At 37.3% G+C, this 24,134-nt stretch carries 25 protein-coding genes and 1 pseudogene; 17 read left to right on the top strand and 9 right to left on the bottom strand.

Translation table 11 applies throughout. The annotated features are described in order from the left end of the window. Nucleotides 1-208 precede the first annotated feature (208 nt). Nucleotides 209-574 (top strand): DUF3021 family protein, encoded by a 366-nt coding sequence (locus HMPREF0877_RS05360; RefSeq protein ID WP_040760655.1) that lies wholly within the window; start codon nucleotides 209-211, stop codon nucleotides 572-574. A 58-nt stretch (nucleotides 575-632) separates the two neighbouring features. Here HMPREF0877_RS05360 and HMPREF0877_RS05355 read toward each other — a convergent pair whose 3' ends face one another. Next, entirely contained in the window at nucleotides 633-1,565 is a 933-nt protein-coding gene (locus HMPREF0877_RS05355; protein WP_002828238.1) for a LacI family DNA-binding transcriptional regulator, read from the bottom strand. A gap of 210 nt (nucleotides 1,566-1,775) precedes the next feature. Here HMPREF0877_RS05355 and HMPREF0877_RS05350 point away from each other — a divergent pair, with 210 nt between their 5' ends. The 4 genes from HMPREF0877_RS05350 to HMPREF0877_RS05335 all read left to right on the top strand — a co-directional run bounded on the left by HMPREF0877_RS05350 (nucleotide 1,776) and on the right by HMPREF0877_RS05335 (nucleotide 6,014). Then, on the top strand, nucleotides 1,776-3,149 hold the full coding sequence (locus HMPREF0877_RS05350) for an SLC45 family MFS transporter (RefSeq protein WP_002828237.1): 1,374 nt from the start codon (nucleotides 1,776-1,778) through the stop codon (nucleotides 3,147-3,149). A gap of 186 nt (nucleotides 3,150-3,335) precedes the next feature. After that, nucleotides 3,336-4,202: an ABC transporter ATP-binding protein gene (locus HMPREF0877_RS05345; protein ID WP_002828236.1), complete on the top strand. Its 867-nt coding sequence runs from the start codon at nucleotides 3,336-3,338 to the stop codon at nucleotides 4,200-4,202. Between the two features lies 1 nt (nucleotide 4,203). Then, on the top strand, nucleotides 4,204-5,070 hold the full coding sequence (locus tag HMPREF0877_RS05340) for an ABC transporter permease (RefSeq protein ID WP_002828235.1): 867 nt from the start codon (nucleotides 4,204-4,206) through the stop codon (nucleotides 5,068-5,070). Between the two features lie 92 nt (nucleotides 5,071-5,162). Continuing rightward, complete coding sequence (locus tag HMPREF0877_RS05335) at nucleotides 5,163-6,014, top strand: aldo/keto reductase (RefSeq protein ID WP_002828234.1); 852 nt, start codon at nucleotides 5,163-5,165, stop codon at nucleotides 6,012-6,014. A 56-nt stretch (nucleotides 6,015-6,070) separates the two neighbouring features. Here the strand turns inward: HMPREF0877_RS05335 and HMPREF0877_RS05330 are convergent, their stop codons facing one another. From HMPREF0877_RS05330 to HMPREF0877_RS05320, 3 genes are all read right to left on the bottom strand, one after another. Further along, a complete protein-coding gene (locus HMPREF0877_RS05330) occupies nucleotides 6,071-7,000 on the bottom strand; it encodes a 2-dehydropantoate 2-reductase (protein ID WP_002828233.1) in 930 nt (309 codons plus the stop codon). A gap of 79 nt (nucleotides 7,001-7,079) precedes the next feature. After that, nucleotides 7,080-7,676 carry a hypothetical protein gene (locus HMPREF0877_RS05325; RefSeq protein WP_002828232.1) on the bottom strand — a complete coding sequence of 199 codons (597 nt, stop codon included), beginning with the start codon at nucleotides 7,674-7,676 and terminating at the stop codon, nucleotides 7,080-7,082. 2 nt (nucleotides 7,677-7,678) lie between these two features. Next, a complete protein-coding gene (locus tag HMPREF0877_RS05320; RefSeq protein WP_002828231.1) occupies nucleotides 7,679-8,137 on the bottom strand; it encodes a GNAT family N-acetyltransferase in 459 nt (152 codons plus the stop codon). A 185-nt stretch (nucleotides 8,138-8,322) separates the two neighbouring features. On the opposite strand from HMPREF0877_RS05320, the gene HMPREF0877_RS05315 reads away from it, so the two are divergent. The 3 genes from HMPREF0877_RS05315 (at nucleotide 8,323) to HMPREF0877_RS05305 (ending at nucleotide 10,640) form a co-directional block, all read left to right on the top strand. Then, the gene (locus HMPREF0877_RS05315) at nucleotides 8,323-9,264 is read left to right on the top strand and encodes a nucleoside hydrolase (protein ID WP_002828230.1); all 942 of its coding nucleotides are present in this window, start codon (nucleotides 8,323-8,325) and stop codon (nucleotides 9,262-9,264) included. Nucleotides 9,265-9,298: 34 nt separating this feature from the next. After that, the gene (locus HMPREF0877_RS05310) at nucleotides 9,299-9,988 is read left to right on the top strand and encodes an N-acetylmannosamine-6-phosphate 2-epimerase (RefSeq protein WP_002828229.1); all 690 of its coding nucleotides are present in this window, start codon (nucleotides 9,299-9,301) and stop codon (nucleotides 9,986-9,988) included. Nucleotides 9,989-10,148: 160 nt separating this feature from the next. Beyond that, nucleotides 10,149-10,640 carry a cysteine hydrolase family protein gene (locus tag HMPREF0877_RS05305; RefSeq protein WP_002828228.1) on the top strand — a complete coding sequence of 164 codons (492 nt, stop codon included), beginning with the start codon at nucleotides 10,149-10,151 and terminating at the stop codon, nucleotides 10,638-10,640. 107 nt (nucleotides 10,641-10,747) lie between these two features. On the opposite strand, the gene HMPREF0877_RS09985 is transcribed toward HMPREF0877_RS05305, so the two are convergent. Genes HMPREF0877_RS09985 through HMPREF0877_RS05295 form a run of 3 tightly spaced genes read right to left on the bottom strand, consistent with a single transcriptional unit; the run spans nucleotide 10,748 to nucleotide 12,611 of the window. Next, nucleotides 10,748-11,047, bottom strand: coding sequence for a CHY zinc finger protein (locus HMPREF0877_RS09985; protein WP_238335437.1), 300 nt, complete (start codon nucleotides 11,045-11,047; stop codon nucleotides 10,748-10,750). A gap of 13 nt (nucleotides 11,048-11,060) precedes the next feature. Next, a complete protein-coding gene (locus HMPREF0877_RS05300; protein WP_002828226.1) occupies nucleotides 11,061-12,038 on the bottom strand; it encodes a biotin--[acetyl-CoA-carboxylase] ligase in 978 nt (325 codons plus the stop codon). Between the two features lie 12 nt (nucleotides 12,039-12,050). Continuing rightward, nucleotides 12,051-12,611 (bottom strand): biotin transporter BioY, encoded by a 561-nt coding sequence (locus HMPREF0877_RS05295; protein WP_002828225.1) that lies wholly within the window; start codon nucleotides 12,609-12,611, stop codon nucleotides 12,051-12,053. A gap of 214 nt (nucleotides 12,612-12,825) precedes the next feature. Between HMPREF0877_RS05295 and guaD the strand changes: the two genes are divergently transcribed. Beyond that, nucleotides 12,826-14,166: a guanine deaminase gene (guaD, locus tag HMPREF0877_RS05290; protein ID WP_002828224.1), complete on the top strand. Its 1,341-nt coding sequence runs from the start codon at nucleotides 12,826-12,828 to the stop codon at nucleotides 14,164-14,166. A 47-nt stretch (nucleotides 14,167-14,213) separates the two neighbouring features. Further along, entirely contained in the window at nucleotides 14,214-15,560 is a 1,347-nt protein-coding gene (locus tag HMPREF0877_RS05285) for a uracil-xanthine permease family protein (protein WP_002828223.1), read from the top strand. A 144-nt stretch (nucleotides 15,561-15,704) separates the two neighbouring features. On the opposite strand, the gene HMPREF0877_RS05280 is transcribed toward HMPREF0877_RS05285, so the two are convergent. After that, nucleotides 15,705-16,397 carry a hypothetical protein gene (locus tag HMPREF0877_RS05280; protein ID WP_002828222.1) on the bottom strand — a complete coding sequence of 231 codons (693 nt, stop codon included), beginning with the start codon at nucleotides 16,395-16,397 and terminating at the stop codon, nucleotides 15,705-15,707. A 272-nt stretch (nucleotides 16,398-16,669) separates the two neighbouring features. Between HMPREF0877_RS05280 and HMPREF0877_RS05275 the strand changes: the two genes are divergently transcribed. From HMPREF0877_RS05275 to HMPREF0877_RS05255, 5 genes are all read left to right on the top strand, one after another. Then, nucleotides 16,670-17,182, top strand: a complete 513-nt coding sequence (locus tag HMPREF0877_RS05275; protein WP_002828221.1) for a TetR/AcrR family transcriptional regulator — start codon at nucleotides 16,670-16,672, stop codon at nucleotides 17,180-17,182. A gap of 12 nt (nucleotides 17,183-17,194) precedes the next feature. Continuing rightward, complete coding sequence (locus HMPREF0877_RS05270) at nucleotides 17,195-18,250, top strand: ABC transporter permease (protein WP_002828220.1); 1,056 nt, start codon at nucleotides 17,195-17,197, stop codon at nucleotides 18,248-18,250. A 3-nt stretch (nucleotides 18,251-18,253) separates the two neighbouring features. Then, nucleotides 18,254-18,928: an ABC transporter ATP-binding protein gene (locus HMPREF0877_RS05265; protein WP_002828219.1), complete on the top strand. Its 675-nt coding sequence runs from the start codon at nucleotides 18,254-18,256 to the stop codon at nucleotides 18,926-18,928. 383 nt (nucleotides 18,929-19,311) lie between these two features. Further along, nucleotides 19,312-20,445 carry a vitamin B12 independent methionine synthase gene (locus HMPREF0877_RS05260; RefSeq protein ID WP_002828217.1) on the top strand — a complete coding sequence of 378 codons (1,134 nt, stop codon included), beginning with the start codon at nucleotides 19,312-19,314 and terminating at the stop codon, nucleotides 20,443-20,445. Nucleotides 20,446-20,648: 203 nt separating this feature from the next. After that, on the top strand, nucleotides 20,649-20,903 hold the full coding sequence (locus tag HMPREF0877_RS05255) for a hypothetical protein (RefSeq protein ID WP_002828216.1): 255 nt from the start codon (nucleotides 20,649-20,651) through the stop codon (nucleotides 20,901-20,903). A gap of 114 nt (nucleotides 20,904-21,017) precedes the next feature. Here HMPREF0877_RS05255 and HMPREF0877_RS05250 read toward each other — a convergent pair. Then, a pseudogene (locus HMPREF0877_RS05250) lies at nucleotides 21,018-22,128 on the bottom strand (alpha-hydroxy-acid oxidizing protein). A gap of 159 nt (nucleotides 22,129-22,287) precedes the next feature. Between HMPREF0877_RS05250 and HMPREF0877_RS05245 the strand changes: the two are divergent. Both HMPREF0877_RS05245 and HMPREF0877_RS05240 read left to right on the top strand, forming a co-directional pair. Further along, the gene (locus HMPREF0877_RS05245) at nucleotides 22,288-22,797 is read left to right on the top strand and encodes a transcription repressor NadR (protein WP_002828213.1); all 510 of its coding nucleotides are present in this window, start codon (nucleotides 22,288-22,290) and stop codon (nucleotides 22,795-22,797) included. 108 nt (nucleotides 22,798-22,905) lie between these two features. Beyond that, on the top strand, nucleotides 22,906-24,096 hold the full coding sequence (locus HMPREF0877_RS05240) for an MFS transporter (protein ID WP_002828212.1): 1,191 nt from the start codon (nucleotides 22,906-22,908) through the stop codon (nucleotides 24,094-24,096). The last annotated feature ends 38 nt before the right edge of the window (nucleotides 24,097-24,134 follow it).

Genomic DNA, 24,134 nt, shown 5'->3' with positions numbered 1-24,134 from the left:
CCTTTTGCAATTTTTCTCAGTATAGCACACAAAAAAATACACGCAGAAAGTAATCATTCTCGATTTGCGGTATTAGGAACATTATATTGGTCAAGTAATCAATAATATTGAAACGTAATTTTATGTTATGTGAGATGTTTCACTTATAATTAAGGTATACATAGCATATAGTACATCAATCTTGAAAATCCATAAGGGGGAAATCAAGATGAAATTATTACTTTCAGGAATTATGCGTGGGGGCATACCTTTTATTATTTTGGGTAGTATTGCATTTGTGTTGAATACCCAAAATAAATTCCAGGAGGCAAAAGGGACCTTTTTTACAGCATTGATATTATTATTTGTGGGAGTGACAACAGTTATTTATGAGATTGATCAGTGGAGCTTTGCTAAACAAAGTTTAATTCATTTTTTGCTAATGTTTATCACGGTTTATCCTGTATTGTTATTCAGCGGTTGGTTTCCGCTAAATAATTTAAAGGATGCACTATTGATTTTTCTCTATTTTGCTATTGTTGGACTAGTGATTTGGTCAGTCTTAGCAGTGGTTTTTAAAATAATTCAAAGTTAGATGTAAAATAGGCCGGGATTGATTTAGTCCCGGCCTATTTGTGCTATTTACCTATTTTTTATTTTGTCGTTTCACCATGAATGAGTTTAGGCACGACATATACTGATTCGACTGTTTTACCAGATAACTCAGCTAGCAATAATTGCACCATGTGTCCTGCAATTTCTTTAAGTGGTTGTTGGACTGTAGTCAGTGGTTGCTCTGCTAGTTGATGAATATAAATACCATCAAAGCCAACAATACCAATATCATCTGGCACTTGTAATCCTTGCTGTCGACTTGCCCTTAAGGCTCCCAGACCTAGGCGATCGGTTGCAGCGATAATACCTGTGTTAGCACTCAAATCATCATTTTGTAAAAAGCGTTGCACAATATGTTCGTTATTAGGTAAACGATAGATTTCAACTTCACGATCGGCTTCACGCATTGCTTGGCGATAACCCATTTCACGATTAGTTGCAAATGGCTCATCGATATCCATGCCCAAAAACAATAAGCGTTGGTAGTGTTGACTAATTAATAATTTTGTCGCAAGGAGGGTACCAGCCTGGTTATCAATATCTACTGAAGTAATGCCGGATTCCGTACCGTATATCACAACCGGGATAGGTAAGTTGTTTAAAACAGTAAAATCACTGTGACGTGCACCACAAATTAAAAAACCATCGACGTTTGTTAGATCAAAATTACGGTCATGGCGCATTTCTAATGTGTAGCCTTCTTCACGGAGGGCATCTGTTAAATGCATGAGTAGATGAGCATAATAGGGTTCAATTTCATTCACATTGTCTAATAAAATAAATGCGATGTTGTAATGACGATTATTTGCCAATGCTCTACCCGCACGATTTTGAACATATCCTAATTGTGAAATAACACGTTGTACATCTTTTCTAATTTCGGGTGATACTTGTTCAGGATGATTGATAACTCGTGAGACAGTCATTTTTGAAACATGTGCTTCGTGAGCCACGTCAGATATTGAAACCATGATATTGACCTCGATACTTTATTTGAAAACGTTTTCTAAAATTCCTTATTACATCATACCATGATTGCTATTTGGCGCGTAATTTTACGCAGGGTCAGAAAACATGTTACCGGTAACATAAAGAATGCGCTTTCATAACAGTGTTTGAAGACGTATAGTTTTATTTGTAAGTAAAGCGCTTTCATTTATTGAATGCAAATATAAAATTTTATGATTATGGAGTTAAAACATGTCAGAGTCAAAAATACTTTTGGTAAAAAACATTTACCAACGTTGTCAATCGCAACATTAATGTTAATGACCTTTGGAAATTTAGGAACATCAATGGCCTTTTCACTACAAAGTGCCAATATGGGACGTATCTTTCAAACCTTAGGAGCTGATCCAACGAAGTTAGGGTTCTTCTTTATTTTGCCACCATTAGCTGGTATGGTTGTTCAACCGTTAGTTGGTTATTTCTCAGACCGTACTTGGATTCCTAAAATCGGTCGTCGCTTACCATATCTTATACTAGGATCAATCGTGGCGATTATCGTGATGACCTTATTGCCAAATGCGGGATCATTTGGATTCAAAGCATCAACAGCCCTTTGGTTTGGTGCCGTTGCTATTTTATTCATGGACTTGTCATCAAACATGTCTATGCAACCTTTTAAGATGATGATTTCAGATATGGTCAACGATAGTCAAAAGGACATGGCATGGTCATGGCAAACAATTTGGGGAAATATCGGTGGTGTAATCGCTAACCTATTCCCATTTTTCTTTACGGCAATCGGTGTTGCTAATGTGGCCGCACAAGGTCAATTACCATCATCCGTGAAATGGTCATTTTACTTAGGTGCTATTATTCTTGCCATTTCTGCTGCATTTACTATCTGGAAGGTTGATGAATATGAACCAAGTAAGTATGCAGAGTATCATGGATTGACTGAAACAACAGAAAAAACTAATGTTGTAGAAATCATTAAAAATGCACCAAAGGTCTTCTGGACGTTAGGTATTGTGCAATTCTTCTGCTGGGCAGGATTCCAATACTTATGGACGTACGGTACTGGAACCGTAGCAGATAACATTTGGCATACTACCAATGCATCTTCAGGTGCCTTCCAAGCTGCTGGAAATTGGTTTGGTGTTCTATCATCAATTGAAACAATCGCCGCTATTATTTGGGGATTAGTGATTTCACGTTTGAGCAATAAAACACGTAAGCCAGCTTATACACTTGGTTTGTTCTTAGGAGCAGTTGGGTTCTTTATGCTATCAACGACTGGTTCAAAAACAGTATCAGCATTATCATTTGTTTTGTTAGGTATTGCCTGGGTAACAATGAACGCAATTCCATTTACGATTTTGACCAATGCCTTAGATGGTATGCATGATGGTACTTACATGGGCTTATTTAACACATGGATCTGCTTGCCACAAATTGTTGCATCAATTATGTCATTTGCTCTTTATCCATTATTAGGAAATCAAATGCCACATATGATTATGATATCAGCAGTGCTATTTATTATTGGTGGACTGAGCGTTTGGTTTATCAAAGAAACATCAGTTGAACATGGTGATTCTGTTAGATAATTAATGAAAATTTTAGACGGTAGCTTATCGATGTTTATCGACGACCTATCGTCTTTTTTATGTCTAGAATATGACCGATTTTCTAAATAAATAGACCAATCATTGTAAATGACAGAATGTAGTAAAAATGCCGGTATAATAGTAGGTAAGCTAGTGGGAAATATCATCATTTGAGAGGGGAGTAGGATGTATTTAGAAACAAAAGGGCTTACGAAAGTTTTTGGTGATCAAGTTGCTGTTGATAAGCTAGATATGTCAATTGATCAGGGGAGTTTTACGGCAATTCTTGGTCCGAATGGTGCGGGAAAATCCACAACAATATCGATGTTACTTGGTTTATTGTCACCAACAAGTGGCAAAATTATTTATCATACAAAAACACCAAAGATTGGTGTGGTATTCCAAACAAGTGTATTAGATGCAGAGTTAACAGTGTCGGAAAATTTAAATATTCGTCAGAAAATGACCGGTAAAGCAGATAAATCAGAAATTGATCAAGTGATGCATAAATTAGGTGTTAGTTCATTTGCTAATAAGCGCTATGGTCAGCTTTCTGGTGGGCAAAGACGACGGACTGACATTGCACGGGCGTTAATAGGTGATCCAGATATTTTGTTCTTAGATGAACCAACGGCTGGATTAGATATTCAGACGAGAAAAGTGATTTGGGAAATTTTAACAAAATTACGCCAAGAAGAAAAATTAACAGTTGTTTTGACAACGCACTACTTAGAAGAAGCAGATCAGTCAGATATGATTTTTATTATTGATCAAGGGAAATTAATTGCGCATGGCTCAGCAACGGATTTGAAATATCAATATGCTAAAAATCAACTCATTTTGGAAACCAATAACATGGCAGTTATTAAAGAGAAGCTGACTTCAGTACAGTATGCCGTTATTGCAAAAAATAAATTGCAACTTATGCCAGAGAATACGAAAGAAACCTTACGTATTTTACGTGAGGTTGAACCGTGCATAACGCATTTTGAATATCGGGAGGGTACGATTGATGATGCATTCATTGCCTTAACAGGAAAGGAGATGCATTGATATGTTCATACTATGTTATCGAAATTTGCTGTTGTACTTCCGCAATAAATCGGGTGTTTTCTTTTCATTACTAGCAGCTATAATATCTTTTATTTTATACATTGCGTTTTTAAAAGATACGATTGCCGGTAATTGGGGTAGAATACCCGGACATACTGTATTCTTAGATTTGTGGCTGATTGGTGGTACGTTAGGGATTACAGCCATAACTACGACGTTATCCGCTTTGAGTCAAAAAGTTGAAGATCATGAAAAAGATACAGAAAATGATTTTATTTTAACGGGAACTAGTCGATTTAAATTAACCTTTGGCTACGTTTTGAGTGCAGCAGTAATTAGTTACATTATGCAAATTGTCGTTTTTGTAGTGATGTATGTTTATTTTCATTTTGTAGATGATTTGAGCATTGCATTGTCAAAAATTGTTATGTTAGTCAGCTTGATGGTACTAGGATCAGTGGTAAATGCACTTGTTAGTACTGTCATTATGATATTTGTTCATAACAGAAATACATTAAATGCTATTGCTAGTCTTGTTGGAACAGTTTCTGGATTTTTAGTTGGTGCATATATACCAATTGGTATATTACCTGAATTTGCCCAATTTTTAGTTAAATTGACTCCTGGCTCGTACGTTGCGTCACTCTATCGTCAAACGCTTTTAAACGATGATATGGTAGACCTTTTTCCTAAAGTGGCACAACGAAATGAGTTTTCTGAAGAGTTAGGAATTCAATTAAAATGGGATCATCTATTGAACTTTAACCAATCGTTAATGACCACAATTGGTTTGTTTGTACTTTTTTTAATTATCGTCTTAGTTGTCGAATACAGAATTTCTAATAAGATGAATAAGTTAGATTATTAATAGTTCTCAAATGGTATTGATTGTATTCAATGGTGCTTTTAGTTAGACTCGAAGTGTAGTAATTATATTAGTATGCTAGATTGGAGAATGCGATGAAGAAAGTGACATTAGCAGGTGTAGAAGTACCAGCAATTGGAATTGGAACATGGCATATGGGAGAAGATCCATCACAAGAGCAACGTGAAATCAATGCCATTCGTAGCGGATTAGATGCCGGTGCTCGGTTAATTGATACAGCCGAAATGTATGGTTCGGGTAAATCAGAAACGTTGGTTGGGAAGGCGCTAGCACCTTACCAACGTGATGAGATTTATTTAGTTTCAAAGGTATTGCCAAATAATGCATCTCAGGCGAAATTGGCGCGTCATTTAGATGAGACATTACATCGGTTAAAAACAGACTATCTTGACCTTTACCTTTATCATTGGCGAGGTAGTGCCCCTTTGGCTGAAACTATTGCTGAATTAGATCGTATGAAGCAGATTGGCAAAATTAAAGCTTGGGGTGTCTCAAATTTTGATGTTGCAGATATGGAAGAACTCTGGGAGTTGCCTGCCGGAAAGTACGCCGCTGTTAACGAAGATCTTTATAATATTGAGGAACGGGGAATTGAGTATGATTTGCTACCTTGGCAAGATGAACATCAGGTACCCTTGATTGCTTATAGTCCAGTTGGTGGTAAACAAAATGAGCTGGGTACTTCAATGTTGACTAACCAAGTGGTTAGGGAAATTGCTGATCAACATGATGTGACACCATATGTGTTGTTACTAGCTTGGATTATACGAAATGGACAGACGATTGCCATTCCACAGACCAATAATCCAGAACATGCTACAGCAAATATGCAAGCAACCAAACTCGAACTAACCCCTGCAGAGCTTAAACGGTTAGATCAAGAGTATCCAAAACCAAATCATAAAGTGCCATTGGCAATTAATTAATGAATTTAAAAACAAGTGGTTGGAACAAAATATCTGTTCCAACCACTTGTTTTTGTTTAATTTTTAACGGCAATATCCTCACGAGCATGAATTAATTCAGTAATTAATGTGTTGGTAGGAGTGGGAATATTAAGTTCTTTTCCCATTCTTGCGATTGCACCATTCAAATAATCAATCTCAGTACGCCGTCCAGATGCAATATCTTGATGCATTGATGGATAGTGGTCGCCCGCTTGATCTGGTGCTAGTGATGCATCAATAGTTTTTAAAGCAAGCTCGGCAGTTAAAGGAATATCTTTAGCCTTTGCGACAGCTTCAAATTCAGCAACAATGCGTTTTGTTAATACTGATGTATATTGGCTTTTGTTAAGTTCCATAATTTTACAATCTAGAATCGTGCAGAGGGTATTCAGTACCCCGTTTAGGCAGGCTTTTTTCCAAATTGATAATAAGACGTTATTACTTGGGCGAGCATTTAAGCCAGCTGCGTTTAGAACATCATTAATTTTATTGACTGTTTCATGTGAAACATTTTCAATTGCTTGGAACTCAATATAGCCAGAACCGTTTAGAATAACAGAACCTGGGCCAACTAATTCGCTGGTCCAAAGCGTTGTACCGACTAATAAGTCTATGTCAGGTGCAACCTTTTGGATGTTCTCTAAGTTTCCGATACCATTTGATAAACATAGGACAGCAGTATTCTCAGTTAGTAAGTGTGCAATTTTCTTTAACATATCACTTAGCTGCATAGCTTTTGTGAATAATAAAATTAAGTCAAAATCAGCGTGAACGTCTTCAGGGAAAGCGGCTGGAATTCTCACAAATTTTTGTTCACCAGCAGATTCTACTGAAAGCCCTTTTGTATTGATAGTTGAAATATGCTCAGGCCATAAATCAATCAAGGTAACTTGGTTGCCTGCTTGATGCAGCATATAACCAAAACGACTCCCCATTGCGCCACTACCTGCAATTGCTATTTTCATGATGTATCCTTTCTTTTAAAACGCTTTCACGTCTACATATCTATTTTACCAGAATTATGTTGCGTAATGCGTTGCATGATTAGAACATCATTTTATTGTTTGCTAATGCAGATTTTCTACGTATCACAATTAACATTAATGAAGTGTTTAATATTAATAAATAAATGGGGAAGGATGCTGTACTAAATGACCAATGAGTTGTAGCAGCTAAAATTCCGGTAGTGGATGAGAAAACACCACCCATGTAATAAATGGGCGCTTCACTGTTCGGATAAAACCAAGCCTTATGTAACGTTGGTACGGAGGCAATTGCATCACTAAGAATTGAAAAAATAATGGCAAGAATGGGATCATTAGTTAGATGCCAAATAATTATTGCGAAGATAGCAACAATACCACAAAGATAATCAAGTAGATTTAATTGCCAGTAGGCGGATTTGTTAAATAATGATGCGATAAAAACTAACATAGGCATAAATCCAGCCATAAATACTGGTAAAATAGCCCAATCAAAACCCGTTGCAGAAATAGTCGCAATGACTGAAATCATTGGAGACACTGCCCATAATAACCAGGTTACCTTGTTAGGTTGTACTTTACCCTGGATGGTTGAAATGAGATAAACGGATCCAAATACAATTGAGCATAGTGCCCCAATTAAAACAAGATATTGCACAACTAATGTCCTCCACTTAAAATCATGTCAATATGGGGAATGTCATCTTCCAAATAGACGTCGGAAACGGCCTGAAAGCCAAATGATTCATAGAATTTACGTAAATAATTTTGTGCCCCAATTTTAATGCCTTTTTCTGGGTAAAGATGTTGGATTTCTTTGATTGTCTCGGTTACGATTTGGCGACCAAAATGTTGTTTACGATAAGGTGCAGCGACTAGTACACGCCCAAAGCGAATGTAGTTTGGATTGCCATCAGAAATAATACGTGTATAGGCAATTAGCTCTTGGTGATTTGTAAAATATACGTGACGAGCATTAAAATCTGCATCATCAACTTCTTGATAGGCGCAATTCTGTTCTACAACAAAAACTTTGGTACGTGCTTGCATAATTGTAATTAGTTCTGAAGCGGTCAATTCACTAGTATCTTTAATATTAAGGGTAACTTCTGGCACCATTAATTTTACCTCCTGAAAAATTTAGATCTCTAATGCTTAATGTTAGCATATTCCTAGTCATAATATATCCAAGTTTAATACGATAATTTACTATCATTATTCAGATAGAGATAACTTTAGCTTGACGATAACAATGAAATTCCGTAATCTTTAAAGAAAATAAGCAAATTAGTGGGGAAATTGTAATGAAGAATGTGTATTTCAATCATGATGGGAACGTTGATGACCTAGTGTCATTATTACTTTTGTTGCAAATGCCAGATGTAAACTTATTAGGGGTCGGCGTGACAGATGCGGATGGGTATGTTGACCCATCAGTCTCAGCATCACGCAAAATTGTTGATCTATTTGGTCATGAAGGTCGTCAACCTGCGGACATTGCCAAATCAAACTCGCGAGCTGTTCATCAGTTTCCAAAGGAGTGGCGATTGAGTTCTTTCTCCTTTGATGATTTTCCTATTTTAAATGAGCATGGTGAACCAAAGATGCCAGTTGCTGCAAAGCCAGGTCATTTGGATATGATTGATAAAATTAAATCATCTGATGATAAAGTAACAGTTGTGATGACTGGACCACTTTCAGATTTAGCACGCGCGTTAGAGGTTGATCCAAGTATTACCAAAAACATTGAAAGTGTACATTGGATGGGCGGTGCTTTGAACAGCAAGGGTAACGTTGCTGAACCAGGTGCTGATGACACGATGGAATGGAATGCTTATTGGGATGCGGAAGCGGTAAAAAAAGTTTGGGATTCTGATTTGAAGATTATCATGGTGGGACTTGATAGTACTGATCAAGTGCCATTAACCTCTGAATTGCGGATGCGTTGGGCAACACAACGTCAGCACCCAGCCCTGGATTTAATTGGTCAAGGATATTCGTTAGTTCATTCATTTGAAGCAAATTCTATTTATTATTTATGGGATGTTCTGACAACGCTTGCTAGTCGTTATCCAGAACTAGTTGAATCAGTGCAAGTAAAGACTGATGTTATCACAACTGGTGCTTCCGAGGGTAGAACATATCAAACTGATGATGGACGCGAAATTACTTTTGTTACCAGTGTTGATGCAGAGGCCTTTTATGACAAGATTGATGAGTTGGCCAAACTAGGGGACAAAAAGTAATCAATTGTTTAACGATTAGGGGGAGTAACTTGAAATGGATAAACAAGCATTAATGCGTCAAATTGCCAATGGACTGATTGTTTCATGTCAGGCGTTGCCAGGTGAACCATTGTATACTGAAAAAGGTGGTGTGATGCCACTTTTGGCACTAGCAGCACAACAAGGTGGTGCAGTTGGTATTCGTGCAAATTCAGTGCGGGATATACGAGAAATTAAGGATTTGGTTAATTTACCTGTTATTGGCATCATTAAGCGTGATTATCCACCAGAAGAGCCATATATTACGGCGACTATGCAAGAAATTGATGAGTTGATGACAGTTAAGCCTGATGTGATTGCATTTGATGGTACACTTCGTTCACGGCATGATGGGTTAACAGTCAGTGAATTTATTGGCCAAATCAAAGCGAAATATCCTGGTCAATTGCTAATGGCTGATATTGCAACTTTTGCGGATGGGCTGAATGCATGGCAAGCTGGTGTTGATTTTGTTGGTACAACGCTGGCGGGTTATACTGCAGATAGTGAAAAGATTGATGGTCCAAATTATAAGTTGATTCAACAATTAGTTGACCACGGCATTGATGTGATTGCAGAAGGTAAAATTCATACACCTGAAGAAGCCAAAAAGATTCAAGCAATGGGTGTTGCAGGAATTGTTGTTGGTGGAGCAATTACACGACCAAAAGAGATTACGGAACGTTTTGTAAGAGAGCTAGATTAATCAATAGATAGCACAAACCTAAGTCATTTGGGTTTGTGTTTTTTATATAAAAATTTTTAGAAGTCAATACTAAACAATAATTGCTAATACTAGTGACTCAGATAAGAATATTGTATTCTAAATTAAAGTTAAGTTGACCGTATGCAAAAAGGAGGCACTGATGAAAGCATTATTAGTTATTGATTTACAGAATGGTGTTTGTAATGAAGATGGACGTATTTATAATTATGATTCTTTGATTCAAGGTGTGAATGAGCGTATCAAAGCATACAGAAAGACAGCAGATCCTATAATATTTGTGCAGCATAATGATGCAGAACTTGTCAGAAATACGGTAACGTGGGAATTAGTTCCTGAGCTAGATGTTTTGCCAACGGATTTCTTTGTTCAAAAAACACATCCTAATGCCTTTTTTAATACGGAACTACAATCAATTTTAGAAAATTTAAATGTGCAGGAAATTGAAATCTGTGGTGCACAGACGGAATACTGTGTTGATACAACGATTAAAGTTGCCCATGATAGGCACTATCAGCTGAGCATGCATCGTGGGTTAGTAGCTACTAACGATAATGAATTTATGACTGCCGAAGAGACTGGGAAATTTTTTGAAGGCATTTGGAATCATACCTTCTTACGTCTGTTTTCATAAAACAGGCGTTGTTGTCTAATAAATATTTAAATTAAAAATAGCTAAGCTAGTCATTTTCTGAACAGATTTCAAAAAATGACAGCTTAGCTATTTTTGTATCAAGATATTTATGATTCAAAATAAATCTCATGGTGTAGCGCACATCTTGGATTAAATGCATGGTGACAGTTTGGACATGAATTTTGTGAATAATCCTGATAATTCATAATATGATGACAAACCCCGCACATGACTGATTTATCTTCAGGATTGGCAGGCATAAATTCATGTGACATGATTGCATCATGACATTGGTAGCAAGCGAAGTATTGATGACATTGTGCACATTTTAGGGCGACAATATCATTGTTGGTATGGTAATGCAGACAACGTCCGTATGAATCCAATTGGATACCATGTATCACTATGCTTGCATCGTTTTTATCTGAAGACGGTTGTTTTGATAACTTCGCCACTTGTAAATGATTTTGTAATGCCATTTTCATCCTCAATAATTAAGCCACCATCATTGGCAATTTGTTTTGCTGTACCGGTTATCATTTTATTGCCTAGTTTTAAAGTGACGCGTTTCCCAATGACATTAGAACGATGTCGGTACTCTGCTAGAAGCGTGGGAATGTCCCCATGTTCATAGGTGTTAATAATTCGGTTAGCCAAAGTAACCAGTAATTGATTGCGATCTACTTTAACTTGACTGTTGATGCCCTGAGCAATGTTTAATAATTCTTCAGGGAAATTATCAGTCGTTAAATTTAAACCAACACCCATGATAAATGCTGAAGCTGATTTTGATTCTAGCTCAATATTTGCCTCAGTAATAATGCCACCAACTTTTTTATCATTAATGAATAAATCATTGACCCACTTTAAATCAATTTGTTCATCAGGAAAGAATTGCTCTAAGGTTTGGGCAATCACAACAGCCATACTAGTTGTTAGTAAACCAACTTGTGACCAATCATCTGTCGTATTTGGCAGGATGATCGTGAAGTATAGCCCACTGGTTGCTGGTGAATAGAAGGCACGACCACGGCGACCATAGCCATTAGATTGAGATTCAGCAGCGAAAATAACGGGTTTTTGGATATGGTGGGATGTCAAATATTGCTTTGCCAGATGTTGGGTTGAAGTTACCTCTTGTTCAACAAATACATCATCGACGAGACGATTATCTAAATAATAATGAACAACGTCTTTATCGAGCATTGGTGTTTCAATATATTGATAGCCTAAGTTTTTTCGACTTTCAATTTGATGATGCTTCTTTTTTAAAGCATTAATCGCTTTCCAAATACTTTCCCGACTGATTTGCAGATCTGTTGCTAACTCATCGCCTGAAAGCCATTCGCCTTGATGAGCCAGTAGCTCGAATAATACTTTTTGTTTGGTTGTTGTCAAAATAATCTCCCTCTAGAAAATCCCTTGTAGAGCGGGAAGTTTTCTTAATCGTCTAGCCAATATAACTGATAGTATTGCTTTAATCATATCACCAGGTAAGAAAGCAATGTTAGAAAGTAGTGCAGTAGTTAATGGCATATGTGATTGAACTGAAAGCCAAATTGAGCCAATGACATCGATAAATAGTACACCAGCGACAATAACGACAATTAATTCAAGCCACCAAGAGAGCTGGTTATTCTGTTTAAGTAGGTAGAGAATGGTGCCCAAAACTGCTGGTACAAGTAACCAGGCAATTAAGTAGCCACCGGTTGGTCCAAGAAAAACAGCAAATCCGCCGCGCCCGCCAGATAATACTGGTAGTCCAAAAAGTGCTAAGGCGAGGAATAGGGAGATGGATAGTGTGCCGTATTTTGCCCCTAATAATTCAGTAGTTAGTAAGACACCCATATTTTGAATGATGATTGGGATGGGAATGAATCCCAAGGGAATTCCAGGAAAAACACCAAGAATAATTAATATGGCAGTCATCATAGCCGCTAGGGTTAGTTTCCGAGTCTGTTGATTTTTCATGTTAATTTTTATATCCGTTCTGATAAATTTGAGAATGATTTCATTATAGACATTAGTAACCCATAAATCAATATAAAGGTTACTAACTAATTAATACGAACAATTAAATGACTTTTATTTGTTAAGTTAGTGATTTTTGTGAAAATAACAGTGATAATTGAGTTAATGTTTGTTATAATTTTATTGATTAAAGGGTAGCAATATTTTTGAGGTGATGATGATTTATAAAACAGTTTTAAAAGGTCGTTATTATACGGCAATTGATCAAAATCAAGTCGATTATCAACCAGATAGTCTAGTTTGTATTGACGATGGTGGGACGATTGCCCGAGTCGTTCTGGCAGATGAGGACGACTATACGACAATTATTCATACCGCTGAACAGACTGGTACACTGGTGTCATTAGCTGATGATCAGGTGATATTACCGGGATTCATTGATCTACATGTTCATGCACCGCAGTGGCCCAATGCTGGATTAGCATTGGATCGACCATTATATGAGTGGTTGGAAGAATATACATTTCCATTAGAGGCTAAGTTTAAAGATGCTAAGTACGCACATTTGGTTTACGACAATCTTGTCGAAACTTTATTGGCAAATGGGACAACCACAGCACTTTATTTTGGTTCTGTTGATAATACTGGTAATTTAGAGCTTGTTAAATCTTGCTTGTCACATCATCAGCGCGGTTTTGTTGGTAAGGTCGTTATGGACAATCCAGAGCAAACGCCAGACTATTATCGTGATGAATCAGCGGACGTTGCTTTAAATGAAACGGAGAACTTTATTCATGAAGTTGAAAAGTTAAATACAGACCAGTCTATACCAGTAACACCAGTCATTACGCCACGGTTTTTACCATCTTGTACGGATGAGGTACTATCTGGACTAGGAAAATTGGCAAACAAATACAATTTACCAATCCAATCACATTGTAGTGAAAGTGATTGGGAAAATGGGTATGCATTAGAAACACATGGTAAACGAGATGCAGCTGTGTTGGATGAATTTGGTTTATTAACAGATAAGTCGGTCATGGCACATGGTACCTTATTAAACGATGAGGATATCAAACGATTCAAGGACCGAGGCGTTGGTGTTGCTCATTGTCCGATTTCAAATGTTTATTTTGGTAATGCGGTCTTCCCAGCTAAGAAACTACTTAGTGAAGAGGTTAAAGTAGGTTTGGGAACAGACATTTCGGGGGGTTATGATCCGAGTGTCTATCAAAATATTCGCCAAGCGATTATGTCGTCACGAATGCTCGATGAAGGGGTGGATAGTGAGATATCACCTGATTTACGTGGTAAACATCAGGCAGCAATTACTGCCAAAAATGCATTTTATATGGCAACAATTGGTGGTGCAAAAAGTTTGAATTTAACAACCGGACAAATTAAGCAAGGATATGCAGCAGATTTGCAAATTGTTCATGAAAAGTATCCAACATTTGGTCATCAAGGACCTGAGGATACGTTTGAAAAAATTATGTATCAAACCACAGTATCAGAGATTGATCATGTGATGACGCAAGGTGTTTTTGCTAAATAGAATGTTTCATGTGGAACATAGTGAACTAAAAGGAGAAGAGAAAGTTCATGGCTGAAGAAAAAAGTGGTTTATTAATCGGTGCAAATGACAAGGTACCAGTAGTGGAAGCAGGATTATTAGGTCTGCAACACGTGCTGGCGATGGATGTATATGTGCCGCCACTAATTATTGCTGGATTGCTCTCAATGAGTACCGCACAAACGTCAGGATTTTTGCAAGTTGCCTTTCTGGCGTGTGGTATCGGGACTTTGTTACAGACGTCTATATTTATGAAAATGCCAATGTCACAAGGACCTTCATATGTGCCAATCGGTGCGATTGTGGGTGTGTTTATGGCTAATGGTGCTGCTAATGGCGGTATGGCGGCTGTTATTGGTTCAAGTGCTGTTGCAGCAATTTTGCTAATTTTGCTAGGATTATCGGGTGTTTATCAAAAGATAGTTAATACATTGATTCCATCGATCGTTGGTGGAACGATTATCACTTGTGTGGGACTGTCATTATTGCCATCAGCATTGAATGATAATATTTTCAAAGCGAGTGGTAATATTTATCAAAATATCGAATTAGCTGCTATTACGATGATTGCATTGCTAATTTCGATTGCGATTGGTACGCATTTTCCACAATTACAAAGATTTTTTAAAATTGGTTCAATCGTCATTGCCTTGGCAGTTGGAACAATCGTTGCAAGTTTTATGGGATTGATGGATTGGTCAACGGTTGCAAAAGCTGACTGGTTCACTTTGCCACAATTCACAGCGCTACATTATGGTATCAGTTTTAACTTATCAGCTATTATTACATTTATTATTATCTTTATGGTCTTAACAACTGAAACAACTGGTACTTGGTTTGCAATGAGTGCTGTTACAAAAGAAAATATCACAAATAAGCAGTGGAATCGTGGTGTGATTGGTGAAGGATTAAGTTGTTTGGTTTCTGCACTACTAGGTAGCACACCAATGACAGGTTACTCAACAAATGCAGGCGTTGTTTCAATTACTGGTGTTGCTAGTCGTCGGGTATTTGTTGCTGCAGGAACTTGGTTTGTTATCTTAGGATTTTTCGGAAAGTTATCAGCATTGTTGGCTGCCATTCCAGCAGCAGTTATTGGTGGTGTGTTTGCAGTCATCGTTGTTATCATTATGCTAAGTGGTTTGAATGTTATTGGTGATTTGAACATGACAGGAAATAAAGGTTATATTATCGGTGTTCCAATTGTCATGACTTTAGCACTAGTATTCTTACCAGAAAAGGTGGTCAACGATGCACCACAAATGTTGCAATACTTGTTAGGCTCACCAATTACGGTAGCAGCAATTACAGCTGTTATTTTGAATTTATTATTATCAACTAAAAAATCAGTTGCTTCAGTATCTACGATTAACTGATACATTTTTATCACAAAAAGTTGGGACATTCTATGTTGTCTCAACTTTTTTTATATGCTTAAATTTCCATTTAAATTGATATAAGTACAAAAAACCGATACCAACGATTTCTCATTGGTATCGGTTTAAAATAGGGGGTTAATTTTACTGATCAGGCATCATGTATCGAAGGTAGTAAGTGTTATCCTTACCGAAGTAATACATATGACCATCAATGTAATGGTAACCCTGTACTGGTTGTCCATCACTTTCGATGAAGTACTTATGTCCATAAGCGCTCACCCATCTACTTGTTTGACGAATACCATTCTCGAAGTAGTTGTATCTACTGTTTAACATGCGGAATCCTGTATAAAGTTGTCCGTCTTCAATCCAGCGCCAACCGACACCTTCAAAGTTAATGTAGCCACTTGGTACTTCTTCACGAAGGTAGTAGGTACCATCTGAACCGAAGAAGTAGGCGCGACCGTTAATAAATTGATAACCTTGAACAGCGCGTCCATTGCTATCAAGATAATAGGTTAATCCGTAAGCATGTGCCCACTGATTATTTTGACGAACTCCATTGTCGAACCAATAATATGAGCCGGCATAGTAACGTACACCGGTATATGGTTTACCGTTTTCTAACCAATTATATCCACCGTTTGCAGTTGAAACTTCTGGTGAATAAACGTAACCTGTTCGATTATCTTGTTGTGTATTTGTTTGTTGCGTGGTGCTTGCAGTAGTATCTGCAGAAACAGGTGCTGTCGGTGTAATAGCCAATCCACCTAGGACGGCACCTCCTACTAAGGCTGACACTAATGAAGCTTTACTAATAAATCTGTTTCTCATTTTGTGTTCCTCCTTTGTATATTATTGATTCTAACAAAGATTGACATTCAATGTTACTAATAAGTATCTTTATTGTGTCAAAAAGGTTACATAAAATAGTCTAGAAGACTGTTAAATCAAACTTAAAAGTGATTTTATTAGAATTTTTATTTTAAGCAATCATTCGTGTATTCAGTGTTTGTTTTTTCTAAGTTGACATGGTGTCACTTTTTGTTATACTGAAGACGTAGAAAAGTGACACCGTGTCATTTTTTAGAAAGTGAGAAATAACGATGGTTTCAAAAACGTTTGAAAATTTGGCTGAAGAAAAACAACTTCGTATTCGTCATGCTTTATTGAAAGAATTTTCAACATATTCTTTAGCAGAGGCACAAGTGGCTCGAATAGTTGCAGATTCTGGGATTGCACGAGGTGCATTTTATAAATACTTTAAAGATTTAACGGATGCCTATAACTATGTATTGGGTGTCGCACTATATGAAATTCATCGTATGATTCCTGAAACACCTACAGTTGATAACGTTGAAACTTATATTTCAACCATCGAAGCGTTCGTTTTAGAAACAGATAAGACTGGATACAGAGGTCTAATGACACAACATTATCGGTACAATGAAGGATTTTTAGGTAACGAACCAACCAAATTAATGGTGGGAGATAGTGGCCCAGAGCAATGGGCGATTACGGTTCTTTATCATCAAACGATTCGTGACATTATTTTAGATCCGGATACAATGACTGAGCGAATAACACAATTACGTACAATTTTGACAGGCAAATATTAGAGGGGGTATGGCATGTTCTTAGCTCTGAAAGAGATTAAGAAGGAAAAATTAAGATCAAGTTTAATTGTTGCGATGATTGTTTTAATCGGGTATCTGATTTTTATTTTGACGAGTTTGGCATTGGGATTAGCACGACAAAATACAGATGGTATCAACTCGTGGCACGTTAACCAAATAACTTTAAACGCAAATGCTAATGTAGATATGCGTCAATCATTTCTAACGGCTGATGAAGTTGGTAGTCTCAGTGAGAGAGAAGCTCTAATTGGGCAAACATCAGTCGTAGCTAAAGCAAAAAATCATAAGCAATTATCAGCAGTGTTTATTGGCCTTAAGTCATCACAGTTCATTTATAAAAATATCAAACTTGAAAGTGGACATCATGTTAAAAAGTCACATGATATTGTCGTAGATACATCTTTTAAGACATCAGGTTATAAGTTGGGTGACCAAATTAAGTTGAACGATGACAAACAGAAATATAGGATCGTTGGCTTTACAGAAGGTGCGAAATTAAATATTGCGCCAATTGTATATGGTCAAATGCAAACATGGAAAAGTTTACGTGGTCTGACGGATGATCCAGTTGCATCAGCAATCGTTTCTCAAGATGCTAAATATGAAAATGATCATCCTGGTGTTAAAACCTACACGAAACAGCAAGTTATTGATAAACTGCCAGGTTATCAGGCACAAACAGCAACTTTTGTGTTGATGATTGGGTTCTTGATGGTTATTTCTTTGATTATTATTGCCGTCTTTTTGTATATACTCACCATGCAAAAAATTCCAAATTATGCAGTACTACGAGCACAGGGTGTACCAAGCAAGGTGTTAGTTTGGGCTACAATTTGGCAATCAGTATTGTTAGTAATTAGTGGCTTGATCATTGCAACAGCCTTAACAACAGTGACAGCATTAGCAATTCCAGCAACCGTACCGATGGCATTTGATGTGCCGGCCCTGAGCGGTGTAGGTCTTGGATTATTGTTGATGGCGCTGATTGGTAGTTTAATTCCAATTAGGTCGGTGCTGCATGTCGATCCAGTTTCTGCGATAGGAGGTTAACCAATGAATTCATTTTCTGTAAGAAATGTTAATCAAATTTATGGTGAAGGTACAGCAAAAGTACATGTACTGCATGATGTGAATTTTGAGGCAGAACCTGGAACGTTGAGTTTGATTATGGGGCCATCTGGTTCAGGTAAAAGTACATTTTTAACCATTATTGGTGGTCTGTTAACACCAACAAGTGGACATGTTGAAGTTAATGGCGTTGACTACGCAAAACGTTCAAAAAAAGAACGTGATCAGATGCGACTAGATGCGATTGGCTTCGTGTTACAAACGTATCATCTCTTGCCATATCTAACGGTAGCAGATCAATTTAAACTGGTTGATAAAGTAAAGCCAGAGGGAAATTTATCAGCACGAGCTCTTGATGATGTACTGGAAACTTTGGATATTAAGTCACTGATGCATAAATTTCCCAATGAACTTTCAGGCGGACAGCAGCAACGTGTCGCAATTGCACGAGCTTTATATCCAGACCCGTCAATTATTCTTGCGGATGAGCCAACAGCGGCCCTAGATAGTGCAAGAGTGACAGTTGTGGCTAAGTTATTAAAGGATTTAGCGGTTAAACATCACAAATCAGTTATCGTTGTCACCCATGATACGCGTTTAATTAATGCGGCTGATCATGTTTACGAAATGACAGATGGATATTTGACAAAGCAAAGCTAAACAGGCTATTGAATTTTAAAATGAGAAAAATAGTTAATTTTAATTTACTTGCGAATTATATATTACAGTGGTAAACTCATTGTTAATTAAAACAACATTAAAAATACGATGAGAAGAGTAATTGCTACGACGCTTTAACAGAAAGCCTTGGGGATGAGATAAGGCATGGGGAACGGCGATGAAGATGAGCTCTGATAATTTTCACTTTGTTAACGCAATTTGAACGGGTGGAACCGTTATGATTCCATTGAGGCATTATTTTTTATAGAATAATGTGAACTGGGGTGGTAACGCGAAAATTCGGCCCAAAGGTAAGCAATTATCTTTGGGTCGAATTTTTTTGTTGTTTTAATAAATTAAAGAATTTTTGAGGGGTATATACTATGACCGAAGCAACTGCAAATAAAATTAAGTTTCCAAATCGCTATGACATTGTTGGCAGTTTTCTGAGAACAGATGAATTAAAAGTAGCACGGGAAAAATTTGAAGCTGGTGAAATTACACAGGCACGGCTAACAGCGATCCAGTATGAAGAAACTAAAAAGATTGTGGACAAACAAGTTGCACTTGGTTTGAAGGATGTTACGGATGGAGAATTTAATCGTTCGTGGTGGCATCTCGACTTCTTGTGGGGACTAAATGGTGTGGCAACCTATGACTATCAAGAAAGTTATAAATTTCATGGTAGTAAAACGCGAACTGATAATGTTAAATTAGTTGGCAAGGTCGCTTATAATCCTGATCATCCCTTCTTTGACAGTTTTAAATATCTCGCATCGATTACACCAGATGGGATTACACCTAAACAAACGATTCCTTCTCCTTCAATGCTTTTCCGTGATAACCGCAGTGATAATTGGTCAGAATTCTACGATACTTATGAAGAGTATCTAACTGATTTAGCGAGTGCTTATCATCAAACAATCTTACGCTTTTATGAATTAGGCGCACGTTATGTGCAATTAGATGATACAACATGGGCCTTTTTGATTAGTAAGTTACATGAAACGGCAGATAATCCTACAGAACATCAGAAATATTTGAAAATTGCGCAAGATTCAGTCAAGGTTATCAATGACTTGTTGGCAGATTTGCCAGAGGATTTAACAGTCACTACGCATATTTGTCGTGGAAACTTTAAATCAACATACCTATTCTCAGGTGGATATGATGACGTTGCTGAATATTTAGGACAACTAAACTACGATGGTGTCTTTTTGGAATATGATGATAGTCGTTCAGGATCATTTGGGCCACTGGCTAAGATTTGGCACGGTGATGAAAATAAGCGAATAGTACTTGGCTTGATTACTTCAAAAAAACCAGAATTAGAAAATCAGGATGACATCATTGCTAGAGTTCATGAAGCAGCACAATTTGTGCCATTAGAGAACCTTGCTTTATCAACGCAATGTGGCTTCGCGTCAACTGAAGAAGGTAATAAATTGACTCAGCAAGAGCAGTGGGATAAGCTCAAATTCGTTATTCAAACGGCTGAAAAAATTTGGCACGATTAATTAAATATTGCATTGGGTAATATCTAAATAACAGCGACTATTTATCGAACGATTCGATGGGTAGTCGCTTATTTTATTGATCTACGCTTAAAATGTAAGCGCTTAAATAGTTGGTAAAAATCTGCTATACTTAGAGTAAGTAATTATAATTAATCGTAAAATTAAAAAGGAAACACTAGGCTTCCTTTGAAAGGATAATTGTCATGACACTAACACCTCGTATTTCAATCGCAACTATGATGACCGTTTTGCCACTAAAAGGGAAGATATTTTTTGAAAAATCAGCAGATGGCTATTTTACAACATCAGATATTGGTCCAAAGATAACCATTGTTGTTAAAGATCCAGCCGATGTTGAACAAATGCTAACAGAATTTAATTATGTTATTGATGAACATTCTGTTGATGAACACCAGAATGAACTCATTCAATACACTGATTTGGCATTGGCTGAATAAGCGAATTCATGAATGACAAGGTGAAAATAGTTTCCTAAAGCATATGATTTTAAAAAAGAGCCAGCAATGCTACCGATTTCTAGTTGGTAGATTGAGGGCTCTTTCATTTTTTAATTATTTAAATAACTGAGTGTGCTGGATATCGGCGATTGTTTTTGTACCAGCTAATTGCATGGTAATTTTTAGTTCATGGTTTAAATGATTAACAACATCCGTTACGCCTTGAGCACCACCTAAGGCTAGACCGTAAATAATTGGACGAGCCAAGGCAACTAAATCAGCACCAGCTGCTAATGCCTTAAAAACGTGATCCTCGACGGACACCACCGTCAAATATAATTGGCACTTGATGATTAACTGCTGTGGCAATTCCTTTTAAAACATCAAATGATGCGGGACCACCATTTAATTGACGCCCACCGTGGTTAGAAACCCAAATACCTTGGGCACCAGCGCTGATTGCGAGTAGGGCATCCTCCGGGGTTTGGATACCCTTTATAATCACAGGTAAATCAGTGTAATCAATAATACGTTTTATATCAGAAACACCAATTTGATGGGCTTCATTGTCGAACACATCCTTACCGTGACCGACGCCAGCATCTGATTGTCCTAATCCGACTTGATAATCTTCCAAGTTGGCCATGGGTAGTGGAAAGTGAAAATCGTTGACTATGTCTGCCTCACGATAACCCTCAGCAGTCAGATCGGTCGTGATGACGATGGCTTTGCTGCCGGCTTCTTTGGCTTTATCTAATAAAAATTTATTGAGATCGTTATCTTGGCTAAGATATAGTTGAAAAAATTGAGGCGCACCATGTCCTGCGGCAGCAGCATCCGCAATTAGTTTTGATGAGTATGTACTTTGTGTCATTAGTGATCCGGTAGCGGCCATACCTTCTGCCGTTGCGGCTTCGCCACGAATATGTGCAATACCTTGTGCTGCCGCTGGTGCCATGACAAGTGGTGTATCCAACTGCAAACCGAAGATACTAGTTTTGGTTTCTGGTTCGCTAATATTTGATAATACATGTGGAAGAATTTGAACCCGGTCGAAAGCGATTGTATTTTCGCGCAAAGTCCATTCATCTTCTGAACCACCTCTGATAAATTCAAAGCCACCTTTTGGTAAAATTTCTTTAGCTAAATTTTCCAATGATGGTAAATTAATAACATTTAAAGATTGTTCCCGTTCACTTAATTCATAACCATTGATAACCGCCATAATTGTATCCTCCAAATTTATATTAACTTTTTTTAATCATTCTATCATTTTTTAGTGCTTGTTATTTAAAGATTTAAAAAATATAACAGAATGATTTGCATATCATATTGTTCGGGTTATATTTATACGTAAGAGATTAAGAATTAAAGGGGTAAAGACATGACTGGTATTCAACGACAGGAAGCAATTAAAGCAGCGCTAAGTAATCCTGATACAGTTATTAGTGCAAATAAATTTGCCAAACAATTTAATGTTTCACGCCAGACGATCGTGGGTGATATTGCTTTGTTGCGAGCAAGAGGCGAGCAAATCATTGCAACGCCACAAGGATATCGATATCAAATGAACCAACCACATCATACGATTTTGGTTGTACAACATACAGCTGATCAAATTGAACAAGAACTTACTGCCTTAGTTGATGCAGGGGTCATTGTGGCAGATGTGCAAGTAGATCATCCGGTTTATGGATTGTTAAAGGGTGAATTAGCGATTCAAACTAATGCTGATGTGAAGCAATTTATCCATCATTTGAAACAAACGAGTGGTGAACCACTATCTACACTAACAAATGGGCTACATATGCACAAAATTGAATATGCAGAAGTTGCGGATTTAGAAAAAGCAAAAACAGCTTTGAGAAAATTACACATCTTATATGAAAATTAGTTAGGTTGACAAGACACCCCCACGTTGCTATGATTTAACCATTGAAAGGTGTCAAGACACCTAGATGGGAGTAGACTGGTTGTACATTAATCAGTATTGTGGAACGTTATGAGTAAGATACGGAAACTGTTAACAGTTACGGGGTTGGCATGGCTATTTGATGCCATGGATGTTGGTTTATTATCATTTATTTTGGTTGCGATTCAACAAGAATGGCAACTATCTTCGGTACAAGTTGGTTGGATTGGATCAGTTAATTCGATTGGCCTTGCAGTTGGTGCCTTAACATTTGGGGCTTTAGCAGATCAAAAGGGTCGTAAGATGATGTTAATGGCAACATTATTGATTTTTTCAATTGCGACAGGATTATCTGCTTTAACAGTGGGATTTGTTAGTTTTATTATTTTACGTTTTTTTGTTGGTGTTGGATTAGGTGGTGAACTACCAGTTGCATCCACGCTTGTATCAGAAAGCGTACCTAAAGAGCGACGTGGTCGGATTATTGTACTATTGGAAAGTTTCTGGGCCATTGGCTGGTTAATTGCTAGTTTGTTAGCTTACTTTGTCATGCCAAAATTTGGTTGGCGAATAACATTAGTTGTTTCAGCGCTGACAGCATTTTATGTGTTAGTTCTGCGACGTCATTTACCTAGTGATCGTCAGAAAAACAATCTTTCACAAAGTTCTAAGGCATCAATTGGTGAAAAATTAGCGCAATTGTTCCATAAAGAACATCGTCAACAAACGATTATGCTTTGGATTGCCTGGTTTATGATTATGTTTTCTTATTATGGTATTTTCCTATGGCTACCAAGTGTGTTAGTCGGTAAGGGATTTAGCATGGTCAATAGTTTTGGGTATGTTGTGATTATGACACTAGCGCAATTGCCAGGATACTTTACTTCGGCTTGGTTAGTTGAAAAGTGGGGTCGCAAGCCAGTGATTGCTTCATTTTTAGCAGGAACGGCAATTTTTGCAACAGTATTTGGCTTTTCGTCTAGTTTAACGATGATTATGATATCGGGGATGCTACTATCATTTTTCAATCTAGGCGCTTGGGGAGCTATGTATGCTTACTCGCCTGAATTATATCCAACATCTATTAGAGCAACAGCTAATGGTGCTGCTGAAGGATTTGGTCGTTTAGGTGGTATTTTAGGACCACTATCAATTGGTTTCTTTTTGAGTTTACATTTTACATTTGCACATATATTTAGTATTTTCAGTGTTGCTTTGGTTATTGCGATTATTGTGATTTTGGCTATGGGTAAAGAAACTCGTGGTACTTCGATTGAATAATTGAAAATATTTTGAAGCTAGAGGTTGGGACAAAAGAA

Source organism: Weissella paramesenteroides ATCC 33313 (assembly GCF_000160575.1).
Taxonomy (GTDB): domain Bacteria; phylum Bacillota; class Bacilli; order Lactobacillales; family Lactobacillaceae; genus Weissella; species Weissella paramesenteroides.
Note: the sequence above shows the minus strand (reverse complement) of the source record. Positions and strands in the feature narration are given on the sequence as shown.